The 13,512-nt window shown below is 68.8% G+C and carries 10 protein-coding genes and 1 pseudogene; 4 read left to right on the plus strand and 7 right to left on the minus strand.

The genetic code is table 11. The features are described from left to right. The first annotated feature begins 360 nt into the window (after positions 1-360). On the plus strand, positions 361-906 hold the full coding sequence (locus ACIBAF_RS42390; RefSeq protein WP_399470951.1) for a quercetin 2,3-dioxygenase: 546 nt from the start codon (positions 361-363) through the stop codon (positions 904-906). Positions 907-1,632: 726 nt separating this feature from the next. Here ACIBAF_RS42390 and ACIBAF_RS42395 read toward each other — a convergent pair. The 5 genes from ACIBAF_RS42395 to ACIBAF_RS42415 all read right to left on the minus strand — a co-directional run bounded on the left by ACIBAF_RS42395 (position 1,633) and on the right by ACIBAF_RS42415 (position 6,662). Beyond that, positions 1,633-2,472, minus strand: coding sequence for a C45 family autoproteolytic acyltransferase/hydolase (locus ACIBAF_RS42395; protein WP_399470953.1), 840 nt, complete (start codon positions 2,470-2,472; stop codon positions 1,633-1,635). A 434-nt stretch (positions 2,473-2,906) separates the two neighbouring features. After that, entirely contained in the window at positions 2,907-3,071 is a 165-nt protein-coding gene (locus ACIBAF_RS42400) for a hypothetical protein (RefSeq protein WP_399470955.1), read from the minus strand. Between the two features lies 1 nt (position 3,072). After that, positions 3,073-4,632: a long-chain fatty acid--CoA ligase gene (locus tag ACIBAF_RS42405; RefSeq protein WP_399470957.1), complete on the minus strand. Its 1,560-nt coding sequence runs from the start codon at positions 4,630-4,632 to the stop codon at positions 3,073-3,075. 61 nt (positions 4,633-4,693) lie between these two features. After that, positions 4,694-5,815, minus strand: coding sequence for a DUF5938 domain-containing protein (locus ACIBAF_RS42410; protein ID WP_399470959.1), 1,122 nt, complete (start codon positions 5,813-5,815; stop codon positions 4,694-4,696). A 43-nt stretch (positions 5,816-5,858) separates the two neighbouring features. Then, complete coding sequence (locus ACIBAF_RS42415; protein WP_399470961.1) at positions 5,859-6,662, minus strand: SDR family NAD(P)-dependent oxidoreductase; 804 nt, start codon at positions 6,660-6,662, stop codon at positions 5,859-5,861. A 216-nt stretch (positions 6,663-6,878) separates the two neighbouring features. On the opposite strand from ACIBAF_RS42415, the gene ACIBAF_RS42420 reads away from it, so the two are divergent. The 3 genes and pseudogenes from ACIBAF_RS42420 to ACIBAF_RS42430 all read left to right on the plus strand — a co-directional run bounded on the left by ACIBAF_RS42420 (position 6,879) and on the right by ACIBAF_RS42430 (position 9,767). Continuing rightward, the gene (locus ACIBAF_RS42420) at positions 6,879-7,514 is read left to right on the plus strand and encodes a TetR/AcrR family transcriptional regulator (protein WP_399470963.1); all 636 of its coding nucleotides are present in this window, start codon (positions 6,879-6,881) and stop codon (positions 7,512-7,514) included. Between the two features lie 290 nt (positions 7,515-7,804). Beyond that, positions 7,805-8,768, plus strand: a pseudogene (locus ACIBAF_RS42425) (acyl-CoA dehydrogenase family protein); the annotation flags it as partial. A gap of 207 nt (positions 8,769-8,975) precedes the next feature. After that, positions 8,976-9,767 carry a nuclear transport factor 2 family protein gene (locus ACIBAF_RS42430; RefSeq protein WP_399470965.1) on the plus strand — a complete coding sequence of 264 codons (792 nt, stop codon included), beginning with the start codon at positions 8,976-8,978 and terminating at the stop codon, positions 9,765-9,767. Positions 9,768-9,867: 100 nt separating this feature from the next. Here ACIBAF_RS42430 and ACIBAF_RS42435 read toward each other — a convergent pair whose 3' ends face one another. Both ACIBAF_RS42435 and ACIBAF_RS42440 read right to left on the minus strand, forming a co-directional pair. Then, positions 9,868-11,286 (minus strand): glycoside hydrolase family 5 protein, encoded by a 1,419-nt coding sequence (locus ACIBAF_RS42435; RefSeq protein WP_399470967.1) that lies wholly within the window; start codon positions 11,284-11,286, stop codon positions 9,868-9,870. Positions 11,287-11,341: 55 nt separating this feature from the next. Then, entirely contained in the window at positions 11,342-13,459 is a 2,118-nt protein-coding gene (locus ACIBAF_RS42440; protein ID WP_399470969.1) for a beta-galactosidase, read from the minus strand. Positions 13,460-13,512 lie beyond the last annotated feature (53 nt).

Genomic DNA, 13,512 nt, shown 5'->3' on the forward strand with positions numbered 1-13,512 from the left:
GACCCGCTACGACAAGACCGCCGAGTCCTACCAGGCAGCTGTCACGCTCGCCTCGCTCCTGATGTGGGCGTGACATTTGAAGACAACTCCTAGCGCGGCGTCGGTCGTCCACAGCACCGTCGGGGCCATCGCATCGCAAGACCTCGCGAAGGCGATCGCCCCCGGAACTCACGGTCACCGGCCCGTCGTCGGTCGATCTCGCACCCTTCACCTGTCGGCGGCACACCAGCCAGAACAGCACTCACCATCCGTCCGGCACTCACCGTTCCACCAGGTCCGTCATGCGCCGCGCAGCGCCCGGAGTCCTGGCGGTACGACCGCTCGCCGGATCAGTACTCATCACGAGGAGCCGAAGAACCGATGCACGATGGCGAACTTCTCCCCGGCCACATCTCCCTCGACGAGATCGGCAACGGAGGGCCTTACATCCTCAGAGCCGGCGAGGGCGACCACATCGCCGTCCGGAGCAGCCTGCGGTCTCTGCTGACCCGCGCGCAGGACACCGAGGGGCACATGGGTGTGACCTATTGCGAAGGCGACACCTCCGGCGCGACCCCGCCCCACTTCCACCACCACACCACCGAGGCGGTCTTCGTCCTCAGCGGTGTCCTGCGTGTGTGGCAGGACGACCGGAAGGGCACGCGGATCGAGAGCGAACTCCACGCCGGTGACTTCGGGTTGCTCCCGACCGGCTGGATGCACTCGTGGGCCTTCGGGGCCCCGGACACCCGCTTCCTCGCCGTCTACGCACCGGGCGGCTTCGAAGGAACCCTCCACTATCTCGACCCGCGCACGGCTCCCACTGCGGAGCAGCTGCGCAGGACGGAGGAGCTCTTCGACGTGGTCTGGCGACCCGACTACCCCATGTTCGACCACTCCGAAGAGCCCGGCGCGCAGCGGCACTGAAGCGTGTGCGCAGCCGCACGGGCCGCGCCGTTCACCGAGAGGCACGGCATCGGCGCGGGCAACCAGTCGTACATCACCCCCGGCGGTCCCGGGTGCGGCACCCATTTCATGTCGTCAGCTCGCCCCGGCAGGCCGTCGCTTCGCACCATCCGACCGGCCCCAGGAACCCGCCAGGGCGCAACGTCCCACAGCGAATCGCGATGACAGCCGCCGAATGCGCGGACTCACAACCCGGCGTCCGCTGCGAGCCGCCTGTACCAGGCCCGTTTGCGGCAGTTGGGAGAGCAGTACGTTGCCGAGACAGGATGTTCGACCCCGACTGTCCACGACGCGTCGCACTCCGGGCAACTGGCCGTCACACCGGCCTTCACCGCGTCGGTCCGAGCCCGCGCCCGGCGCATCCGCCGCCAATGCCTCGACCGACAGGAGGAGGAACAGAACACCGCCGTCGCCCTCACCGGTGGCATCAGCGGAGCACCGCACCCGCGGCACAGACGCGGCCCTGAGTCGTCGTCCGTGGCCGCGACCAGCCGCAGTCGAGGAACACCGTCCCTGCTCATACGGTCACTGTACGAAGCAGAAGCTGCTGCCGGGAGTTCCTCGGCCACTGGGCAACGTCCGATGCCGGGAGTTCCTCGGCCACTGGGCAACGTCCGATGCCGGGCGTGGAAAGTGCCCAAGTTCCGCCAGCGGTACGGTTCGTCGGCGCAAGGCCGCGAGGAGCTCTCAGCCGGCTTGACCGATGGTCACGGTGCGGGATCCGGGAGCGAAGCCGTCGAAGGACTGTTCCCAGGACTCGCCCGGCCAGTAGTAGGTCACACGGCCCTCGGACGGCCGGTAATGGGCGGTGTAGACCGTTCCCAATCCCTCGTCGTACGCGGATTGATACAGCGGCGGCTTCAGCATCGCCGCCACGTCCGTACCCGCTGCGCGAATGGCCCTCAGCCGCTCTTGGGTCCGGGAGGACTGCTCCTGCTCGTCAGGCACCGGCAAGTGCTGGTGGTTGGCAGCGCAGGCGTCCGCTGCCTCAGTCATGGAAATATCCGGTCCCACGAACACCGTCACTGCCTGCTGGGAGTCGACAAGGGTGACGTTCTGTGGGATCGCAATCGGTATGGACCGCAGCCTGCCGACTGCCTCGTCAACGGTGTTACACGTCTCCAGCAGGTAGCGCAGGACGATAAGAATGGCGAAGCCGGGGCCATGGACGAATCGGCCACCGAAGGTGAGTGACACCGCGAGCCCTGCGTCGTTCATCCCGTCCAGCAAACCCCAGGCGGCATCCTGCATTCCGATCACCGGTCGGAGAAAGTGGGAGGAGACAAGGGTGCCCTCACACTCGTCGGGGCTGAAGTCGTAGTTGCGCAGCAGGGTGCCACCGCCGCCGATCTGGGTACAGCCCGAGAAGAACGGTCGCAAGGCCGCGAGGGTGAGGAAGGTCTCCCCTTCCGGCCGGTCCAGCTGACCGGCGAGGCGGTCGAGAACTGGAACCAGCTCCGGCATGTGTGCCTCGAACAGCTTCCGAGCACGTAACGCGCCCTCTGAAGTCCGGCTCTCCTCAGTCATCCACCCCTCCGCGAGTGGCCACAGAGCCTGTGTGTGGGTGGCCCATCGCCCGTCGCTTCCGTCGCCAACCTCGATAGCACGGAAGGTCTTCTGCTGTTGACTCATGGCTGCCGCTCCCTTGTGGACGTCGGGTCAGGTGACGGCAACCTAGCTAATTCCACCGGCAATTCACCAGATCAGGCTTGGTCGCGGAAGGCGGCCGAGGCGCTCGGAGACCCTGTCGGACGCCGAGGCCGACCAGCACCGCCCCGTACACTGCGCCAATCGCGGACAGGCGACGGGGCGATCCGCGGAACCAGCCACGAGCCGTCCCGGCGAGGAGCCCCCAGGCCGAGTCGGAAAGCAGAGCGACAGCGGCGCAGACGATGCCGAGGATCAGGAGTTGCAGCGTCACGTGCCCCGCCGAGCGGTTGGTCCCTGTAGACGTATCTGGCCTAGGCCTGCTGGACGGCTTCGTACGGCAGTCCGGCGTCGTCCAGGTCCGCGCGGGCGGCGCGCTCGGCCATGACGGAACAGCTCTCGCCGGCTCCGGGTTTGCGGAACGGGATCATGCCGATCCCGACCCCGGCCACGCGCACCGTGGCAGCCATATCAGCCATATCAGCCATGTCGGTTCTGCGCGTTCCCGAGCAGGTGCGATCGCACTTCGTTCTTGAGGACCTTGCCCACCTTGGAGCGGGGGAGGTCGGGCCAGACTTCGACCTGCTTGGGGGCCTTGACGCTCCCGATCCGGGCCTTGACGAAGTCGCGTATGGCGGAGCCGGTGACGTTCGCCGTGCTCGCTCCGGCGTGGAGCTGGACGACAGCGGTCACACGTTCGCCCCACTTGTCGTCGGGCAGCCCGACGACCGCACAGTCCTGGACGGCGGGGTGCTCCATCACCGCCTGTTCGACTTCGGCGGAGTAGACGTTGAATCCACCGCTGATGATCATGTCCTTGGCGCGGTCCACGATGAACAGGTAGTTCTCTGCGTCGAGATAGCCGATGTCCCCGGTGTGGTGCCAGCCGTGCCGGGACGCTTCCTCGGTGGCGGAGGGGTTCTTGTAGTATCCCGCCATCACCAGCGAGCCGCGCACGACGATCTCGCCGCGCTCGCCGGGCGGCAGCAGTTTCCCTTCGGCGTCCATGATGGCGACGGTCACCAGCGGCGAGGGGCGGCCGGCGGAGGCGAAACGCTCGACGGCGAGTGAGCCGTCTGGGCGGAAGTGATCCTCCGGGGCCATCGTCGAGATCATCATGGGTGCCTCGGACTGACCGAAGAGCTGTGCCATGACCGGGCCGATCCGTTCGATGGCCTCCTCCAGCCGGGCCGCCGACATGGGGGCGGCGCCGTACCAGAGGCAGCGCAGCGATGTCAGGTCCGTGGCGGGTAGATCGGCGTGGGCCAGGACCATGTAGATGAGCGTCGGCGGCAGGAAGGTGTGGGTGACCCGGTGCCGTTCGACGAGCGCGAGGAACTCGGTGAGGTCCGGCGCCGGCATGATGACGATCTCGCCGCCCAGCGTCATGACGGGGAAGCACAGCACCCCGGCGGCGTGGGTCAGCGGGGCCAGCGCCAGGTAGACCGGGCGGGTGTCGAAGGGGTAACTCATCAGCGTCAGCGCTGACATGGTCTCGATGTTCCGGTCGGTCAGCATCACGCCCTTGGGCCGGCCCGTGGTGCCGCCCGTGCCGACGAGCATGACCGTGCTGTCGGCCGGTGCCGCTTCCCAGGGCTCGACGGGCAGGCCGTCCAGCCACGCATCGAGGGAGGCCGCGAACGACAGGGAGCCGTCGAGGCAGACCAGCGTGGTCAGCTTCGGCAGGTCGGGAAGAATCTTCGCGACCAGCGGGGCGTACGCCTCCTGGAAGATCAGGCATACGCAGTCGAAGAGATCCAGCAACTCCCTGTTCTCAACAGCCTCGTTGCGCGGGTTGACAGGGCACCACACAGCGCCCGCCCGGGAGATGCCGAAGACGCAGGAGAACGCGGTGGGGTCATTGGCGGACAGCACCGCCACCTTGTCCCCGGGGCGCACGCCTGACCGGTCCAATGCCCGGGCCACCCGCCAGGACAGGTCCTGCACCTCGCCATAGGTGCGGGTGTGTCCCCCCGTGGTGAGGCATGGGGCGTCGAGCCCCAGGGAGGCGCCCTTGTCGAGATAGTCGGTCAGACGCACGGCGTCATCCTCGTTTCTCCGGGTTCTCGGGGTTCTCGGGTTCTCGGGGTTTGTCCGGGACTCAGCTGTGGACGGTGAGGACCGGGTCGAGTACGAGTCCGAAGGCCTTGAGCACACCGAGCAGTTCGCGGTGGCCGAACGCCTGGCAGGCCGAGGCGAGGCCGACCCGCCGGGGAGGCTGCTGGATCAGGCTGTACGCGGCGTACGCCTGCAGCAGTCCGGTCTGCTTGTAGTTGCTGTTGCCGTGGATCACGCAGTGCGCACGCCCCAGCGGGCCCGAGGCGTGGACGGAGTCCACCGAGGTGTTGATGCGCGGGTTCTCCCGGGGCGGCATGCCGGCCTGCACCGAGGCGGCCACCTCGGCGAGGGCGGCGTCCTGCTGGTCGGCGGGGAGAGTCTTGATCTGCGACTCGACCATCTTGACCGTCTCCACCACGCCTTGCATGACGGCGCGGTCCGTGACCCCGCCGAGGACCTTGCAGGTCGCCACCCTGGGGTCGTTCTTGAACCACACGGGGTGGAGGGTGCCGCCCCACGGCAGGGCGAGAGCCGTCTCGTGCTGTCCGGGGACGGTGACCTCGACGGCGGTGAGCGGGTCCCACCTGCGGTACTGGTTCTCCTCCAGGTAGTGCCAGTCGGCCTTGAGGATGGTGAAGATCGTCTGGGTCGACGCGTAGGTGGGGAAGCCCTTCCACAGCACCAGGATGTCGAGGGTGTCCAGGCCGGGGGTCTCCAGGCAGATGTTGGCGGCGATCTCGCCGGTGGTGTACATCTGCGCGACGCCGGGGGAGAGGAGCAGCCCCTTCTCGGCGTAGGCGTCGCCCCAGCGGGCCTGGGCGTCCAGGACCCAGTCCTGCTCGCCGGTCGTGTCGAGATAGTGGCAGCCGGCGGCGAGGGCGGCCTCGGCGACCTCCGGCCCGTACTTGATGAACGGGCCGACCATGTTGCTCACCACCTTGGCGCCGCGGAAGAGCTCGGTCAGCGGTCCGACCGCGTGCTCTACCTCGACGACCTCGTGCTCCACGGTGTCGATCCCGGGGACCTTGTCGAGGACTTCCTGGATACGGGCCTTGTCGCGTCCGGCGGCGATGAAGGGGATGTTGTACTCGCGGAGGTATTCGCAGACGAGGCGGCCGGTGTAGCCGGAGGCCCCGTAGACGACGACGGGCTTGGCGTTGCTCATGATCGATCGGCCTTTCGTACGTGGAGGTGCTGGAGGAAGCCCGTCACATGCCCATGCCGCCGTCGACCGGCAGGCCGGCCCCGGTGATGAAGCGGGCGCCGTCGGAGGCGAGGAAGACCACGGCGTCGGCCATGTCGGCCACCTCTCCGAGCCGGCCGAGCGGGGTCTGACCGATCACTTCGCCGACCGCCGCCTCGGCGCTGGGGAAGAGCCCGAGGGTCTCCATGTCCGAGGCGAGTCGGGCGCCCATCTCGGTCGGTACCAGGCCGGGATAGACGCAGTTCACGCGCACGCCGTAGCCGAGCTTGCCCGACTCCAGCGCGGCGACCCGGGTCAGCCGGTCCACCGCAGACTTTGTGGCGGAGTAGCCCGAGATGCCGGGGAAGGCGATGGTCGCCGCGACCGACGAGATGTTGACGACCGCCCCGCCGCCGCCGGCCGGCCCACCGGGGCGCATCGCCCGGAACGCGTGCTTGATGCCGAGTGCCGTCCCGAGGACGTTCACCTCCAGCATGCGGCGGACATCGGCCGGGTCGAGATCCACGACCAGACCGGAGATCTCGATCCCGGCGTTGTTGACGACGATGTCCAGGCCGCCGAGTTCGTCGATCGTCTGTGATATCGCCGATTCCCAGCTCGCGTCCTCGGTCACGTCGAGGTGGACGAACCCGGCCGTGGCACCGGACGCGCGGAGGGAATCGGCCGTCGCCTTGCCCGTCTCCTCCTGGATGTCGCCGATGGCGACGGCGGCGCCGGCCCGGGCCAGCGCCTCAGCCATCCCCGCGCCCAGTCCTCGGGCTCCGCCCGTCACCAGCGCCTTGCGCCCGGTCAGGTCGTACACAGTCATGGAACATCTCCTCGTCGAGATGGCTGCGAGCCGGCTGTGCGCCGTGCAACGCCAGCGTAGGCAGTTCTTGACAGTCGTCAAGACTTTCCTGGACGACTGCCCAAACTTTCTTGGACGACTGTCAAGAAAAATGCTGGGTGCGGGCCGTGGGTCGCGATAGCCTGGGGCCGAGCCCGCGGGGTGCGGGCCACCGGAAAGGCGGATGGAAGGCTTGCCGTGACCCAGACCGTGGGCAAGAACCAGGACCGGATCTCCCGGCGGCAGGTCGACAAGTTCGCCGAGCGGCGGGCGCAGTTGGCGGCATCCGCGCTGCGGACCCTGTCAGAGCTCGGCTATTCCCGCACGAGCCTGCGCGAGATAGCGCAGAACTCCGAGTTTTCCCACGGCGTCCTGCACTACTACTTCCGCGACAAGGTGGAGCTGATCACCTACTGCGTGCGGCAGTACAAGGCCGAGTGCGTCACCCGCTACGACCAGATCGTCGTCACCGCCGGCTCGGCCGAGGAGGTCAGGGAGGGTTTCGCCGAGGCGATGGCCGGCACCCTGCGCGACGACGCGGCGATGCACAGGCTCTGGTATGACCTACGGAATCAGAGCCTGTTCGAGGAGGCGTTCCGGGGCGATGTCCTCGCCATCGATCAGAGCCTGGAGCGCATGATCTGGCGCATCGTCAGTCTTTTCGCGGAGCTCGCCGGCTCGCCGCCGGCGGTGTCATCTTCAATGGCGTACGCCCTCTTTGACGGACTGTTCCAACAGGCGCTGCTGAGGCATCTGAGCGGCCGAGAGAGCGCGGCGGCCGACCTGAAGACGAGCGTGGCACAGCTTATGGATCAGCTGGTGGCGGCGGTCTGAGTGTCGGTGTAGCCAGGCCGCACCACCCACCTGGCTCGCCACCACAGGTACCGACGAAACGGTGCGGATCTGGCCGCAATGTCGATGTGTCCGCGAGGACCCCCACATGGAGCCTCCCGGCCGGCGATGGTGCCGCGCCATGACCTGGAGCCGGGCGGAGGGTCCGGCCCGTGCCGGAGGGCAGCCCTCCGGCGTGATGGTTCAGTCGACGGTGGAGGGCTGCACTCGAACCACGCTCCAGTCGACTTCCGGTGCCCGCACCGCTGCTCGTTCCGCCTCTGCCCTCTCGCCACGGCTGCGCCGGCACGAGCGCGGTCAGCTACGGCCTGGCCTGCATGGAGTTGGAGGCCGCCGACTCCGGCTTCCGCAGCTTCGTGTCCGTGCAGGGCTCGCTGTCGATGTTCTCCATCTGGAAGTGGGGCTCGGAGGATCAGAAGCGGGAGTGGCTGCCCCGGCTGGCGGCGGGTGAGGCGATCGGCTGCTTCGGGCTGACCGAGCCGGACTTCGGCAGCAACCCCGCCGGGATGCGCACCCGCGCCGTCCGCGACGGCGACGACTGGATCCTCAACGGCTCCAAGATGTGGATCACCAACGGCGGCATCGCCGACGTGGCCACCGTCTGGGCGCAGACCGAGGACGGCGTCCGCGGCTTCCTCGTGCCGCGCGGCACACCGGGTTTCACCACGCAGGACATCAAGCAGAAGATGTCGCTGCGCGCCTCGATCACCTCGGAGCTGTACTTCGACAACGTGCGCCTGCCCGATGCGGCGCGGCTGCCGCACGCGGAGGGCCTGCGCGGACCGCTGTCCTGCCTGAACGAGGCCCGCTTCGGCATCCTGTTCGGCGCGGTCGGCGCGGGGCGCGATGCGCTCCAGGCGGCCATCGACTACGCCGATTCCCGGGTGCAGTTCGGCAGGCCCGATCAGCGGCTTCCAGCTCACCCAGAAAAAGCTCGCCGACATGGCGGTGGCCCTGGGCGGCTCCGCCCTGCTCGCCGTCCACCTGGGCCGCCTGAAAGACCAGGGCCGCATCCGTCCGGAGCAGGTCAGCGTCGGCAAGCTGAACAACGTCCGCGAGGCGCTCACCATCGCACGCGAGTGCCGCACCGTGCTCGGCGCCAACGGCATCTCCCTGGAGTACTCGCCGCTGCGCCACGCCAACAACCTGGAATCCGTCCTCACCTACGAGGGCACGAGCGAGATCCACACCCTGGTCGTCGGCCAGGCCCTGACCGGCCAGGCGGCCTACCGCTGACACCGCGAGCCGCCCCGAGGCGCGCGGGGTCCGGTGGGCCCTTTTCAGGGCCGGCAACGAGCGCTAGCCGGACCCGGTTCCGGTGCCGGGCTGTGGGGGCACATCCGTGTTCGTGGCTGACATGAAAGTGCCTTCTTTCGCCCTGCCCGACAGTGACTGATGATGTGGTTACGCACAAGACGTAACTATGGAAAGCGAGCCACGATCATGTCCGCTGAGAACAAGAAGATCGTCACCCGTTTCTACGACGAGCTGTTCAGCCACGGGAACAAGGAGGTGATCGACGAGCTCGTCGGCGCCACGTACAAGAACCACAACCCGCAGGGGGTCGACGGGCCCGAGGGGATCAAGAACTTCATCACCTTCTTCAGGAAGACCTTCCCGGAGCGGACGAAGACCACCCACCGGGTTCTGGCCGAAGGCGACCTGGTCCTGCTGCACAGCGAGTCCGCGCCGGCACCCGGCGCCACCCCCAGTGTGGTCGTCGACATCTACCGGGTCGAGGACGGCAAGATCGTCGAGCACTGGGACGTCATCCAGGAGGTCCCGGAGACCATCGTGGGCGGCCACGACCTGTTCACCACGATCAGCGAGCCGGCCGTCGCCCTGCCCGACCCGAACGCGGACACCGCGGGGAACAAGAAGCTCGTGACGGCGCTGTTCCACGAGCTCGCCGTCGAGAAGGACCCGACCGTGTTCGAGCGGTACGCCGTCGACGCCTTCTACGAGCACAACCCGCAGCACGCCGACGGCGCCGCCGCCGCCACGGAACTGTTCACCGGGCTGTTCGCCGGGAACCCGGAGGTGACCATCGACGTCAAGCGGGTCATCGCCGAGGGCGACTACGTCGCCGTCCACCACCACCTCAAGCTCAACCCGGCCGACCGCGGCTTTTCCTGCATCGAGTTCTTCCGTGTCCGCGACGGCAAGATCGTCGAGCACTGGGACGCCGTCCAGCCGGTCCCGGAGACCTCCCGCAACGACAACACCATGTTCTGACCGCACAACGGCGGTTCCCAGGCACGGGCGCTGTCCCCAGCCGCTTCGAGCGGGGACGGCGCCCGCCGCTGTGTGGACCGGCGCCCTCACCTGCCGTCGGTCATCCGCTCGCCAGTGAGTCCAGCAGCCGGTCACGCTGTACGCACTGCTCCAGCGCGAAGGAGTCGGCCAGGGCGATGACGTCGTCGTCGCCGAGACCGTGGAAGAGTCCGGCGTACTCCTGGACCAGGGGCTGGCTCAGCAGGATGTGCCGCAGGAGGACGTCGATCCACTGGCGCGTGTTGAACGGCCGGCCCGAGAAGCCCGGGAACTCGTCATTGACCAGTTGCTCAAGCGGCTTGGCCAGTTCGCGGATCACGCCCTCCGGGGAGCCCCACGCCTCCGCGCCCAGGCGGTGCTTCTTCGCCATGAACTCGGCGAAGTGCTGGTGGTAGGCGCTGTCCGGTGAGATGTGGACGAGTCCTTGCAGGCCGACGTCCTTGTAGGTCCACACGGACCAGCTGGCCTCGTGCCGCCGGTAGATGTCCAGCTGGTCGGCGAGCAGTTGGGCGCACTGCTCGTCGCGCGCCGGGTCGCCGGTGTAGACGGGGCCGAACTCGCCGACCCAGACGGGGGTGTTGGTCTTGCGCATGTAGGCGGTGCGGCGCAGGAAGGCCTCTTCGACCCAGTCCTTGTCTATCCGGACGCCGTCCACGTCGCCGGGGTAGCCGCCGCTGCGGGCGAAGCCGGCGCGTGCGTAGTCGTGGCAGGTGTAGACGGCGTTGTCGACGGGGTCGCCGAAGATGTCGAAGTCGGTGGAGTACTGGTTGCCGTCGAGGAAGAGGATGTGGTGCGGGTCGACCGCGCGGATCGCGCCTGCGAGGCGGTCGTAGAAGGCGGGCAACACCCGACCGGAGTCGTCGGCGGGCTCGTTGACCGGGTTGTAGCCCGCCACCCAGGGGTTGTCCTTGTAGCGTTCCGCGATGACCTCCCACAGCCGTACCACCCGGTCCTGGAAGTGCGGGTGGTCCCAGAAGAACGGGAGATGGGTGGGGTTGTCGGAGTGCCATTGGTGGTTCTGGCCGCCGGGCAGGGAGTGCAGGTCGATGACGGTGTAGATGCCGTGCCGCGCGCACAGGTCCACCACGCGGTCGAGGTGGGCGAAGCCCTCCTCGCGGATCTCGAAGGGGCGGGCATCGTCCTCGAAGTGCCGGTAGTTCACCGGAAGACGCAGACAGTTGACGCCCTTGGCGGCGAGCAGCGCGGCGTCGGCCTCGTCGAAGAAGGCCGTCAGGAACCGGTCGAAGAACAGCTCGTAGCGGCGCTCACCGAGCACCTCCCGAACCGCGGAGCGCATCGCGGCCTCGTTGCCCGGATAGCCGGTGATGAAGTTCTCCATGTTCATCCAGCCGCCGAGACCGGCGCCCCGGAGCCGGACGGGCGTGCCGTCGGACGTCTCCAGCCGGGTGCCGGACACCCTCAGCAGTGGGTTCGGGGGAGTGGCGGGCCGGGAGGGGGCGGAGGACGGTGTCGTGGCCAAGGCAGGCGGTTCCTTCGTGGTGGGGTGACGGATGGTGTTCGGTACTGCCCCGCCCTCAGGGGCGGGTGGATTCGTCCGCGGTGACGAGGACCCGTACGTCCCAGGGCCCCAGGCGCAGTTCTGTGCCGGCGGGCACGGCGGTGCCGTCGAGTACGTCGGTGAGCGCCGTCGGCGCGGTGACGTGCGCGGGGTCCCAGTTCCAGTTGTGGACGACGTGGACGCGGCGTCCGTCGGGGGAGGTGCCGGTGGCGGCCGTGACCGACGGCGGCAGGTCCCGCCAGCCGCCGCGCGGGACGGGCGCGAGCCAGTCGGCCAGCGACCTGGCCAGCTCGCGGCCCGGGACCGTGCCGACACAGGTGACGCGGCCCGCGCCGTGGCGCCGCGTGGTGACGGCGGACCAGCGGCCGAAGTGCGGGTGGTCGTAGGTGGCGAGGACCTCCGCATCGAGGGCGGTCAGACCCTCGATCCAGCGCGTGGCCGCGGCCTGTTCCGGTAGTTCCAGCGGACTGCCGGGGGCCGCGCGCAGCGGGATGTCGGCCGTCAGGTTGCTGAACTCCTCGTAACTGGCGCCGGCGGCCTCGACGAGCCGCCCCGGTGCCGGTTCCTGACGGGCCCGGGCCTCGTGGTCGGCGTAACCGGTCCGCGGACCGAGCACCAGGTGGCCACCCGCCTCCGCGTAGGCGGCGAACCAGTCCAGCGTCGTGTCCGCGGCCAGGTACAGGGCCGGGACGACGAGGACGGGGTGGCGGTGTGCCGCCTCCTCGGGGCTCGGGCCGGGGCGTTCGCCGCTGGGGTCGTGCAGTTGGCGGGCGTGCACGATGCGGACCTGGCGGCCCGCCTCGAAGGCGCCCCGGTAGAAGGGGTCGAAGATCCCGTCGTACGCGTTCGGGTCGGGGCCGCCGCCGGGGCCGGCCAGGGGCGGGTACTTCTGCATCAGCCACTTGCTCGGCGTCGAGTAGACCAGCGTGAGGTCCGCGTCCGGTTCGAGGCCGGCGACCAAGGGGCTAGCGGTGTCGAACTCGGCGCCGAGCCGGGCCAGTTCGTCGTAGGCGCGGCCCGGCCTGCCGCTGTGCGGGAGGATGCCGCCCACGTAGGTCTCGGCCCCGAAGTGCAGGGTGTGCCAGTGCCAGTACTCGATCATGCGCGCCCCGCGCGAGACCAGTGCCCAGGCGGCCTGTCGCCACTGGCCGTCGTAGGCGGGGCGGTTGTCCCAGGGCGGGCCGATGGTGCCGGCGTTGGTCTCGGTGACCAGGAACGGGGCCTGCCGGGAGGAGTACATCCGGTCCCCGATCAGGGAGACGGCCCAGGCGCGTTCACTGTGCAGCAAAGTGTCCTGCATGCCGTAATAGGGATTGCCCGCGGCGATGTCCAGGGCCTCGTTCAGCTCGTGGTCCTCGATACCCGGGCGGGGATAGGACACGCACGTGGTGACGAACTGCTCGGGGCGGGCGAACTCGCGCACGATCTCCGCCTGCCAGGCGACGAAGTCGGTGGTCAGTTTGGCCTGGAACTCCCGCCAGGCGACGTCGTACTGCGGCTGGGTGTTGCCGTCCGGCTTCCACAGGTCGGCCCAGGTCGTCAGCCGGTGCGACCAGTAGACCAGGCCCCACTCGCGGTTGAGGGTCTCCACATCGCCGTACTTGTGCCGGAGGTGGTCGGTGAAGCGCTGGAAGACGCCGTGGTTGTGGAAGAGCTCCAGGCCGGGCTCGTTGTCCACCTGGAAACCGATCACCGCCGGATGACGGGCGTAGCGGTCGAGGATGCGGCGAATGACCCGCTCGGCGTGGAAGAGGAAGGCGGGGTGGGTGTAGTCGACCTCCTGGCGGGCGCCCCATGCGATGCGCTCGCCGGTGCGCCGTTCGCCCGCGATCTCCGGGTACTGGCGTGCCAGCCAGGGCGGGACCGCGTAGGTCGGGGTACCGAGGATGACGGTGATGCCGCGTTCGTGGGCGCCGTCGAGGACCGGCTGGAGCCAGTCGAGGTCGAAGACGTCGTTCTCCGGCTCCCAGGTCGACCAGACCGACTCGCCGACCCGGATGACGGTGAAGTGCGCCTCGACCATCAGGTCGAGGTCGGTCTTGAGCTGGTCCTCGGCGCGTTCCGTGCCGTAGGGGGGCCGGTACTCGTGGTAGTACGCGGCGCCGAACAGGACGTGGGCGGGCAGGTCCGCCATGAAGTGGGCCTCCTGAAGGCAGAGTTGGTGGAGAGGGGGGGGCGGCGGCGGGG

Source organism: Streptomyces sp. NPDC051677, assembly GCF_044453465.1.
GTDB lineage: Bacteria > Actinomycetota > Actinomycetes > Streptomycetales > Streptomycetaceae > Streptomyces.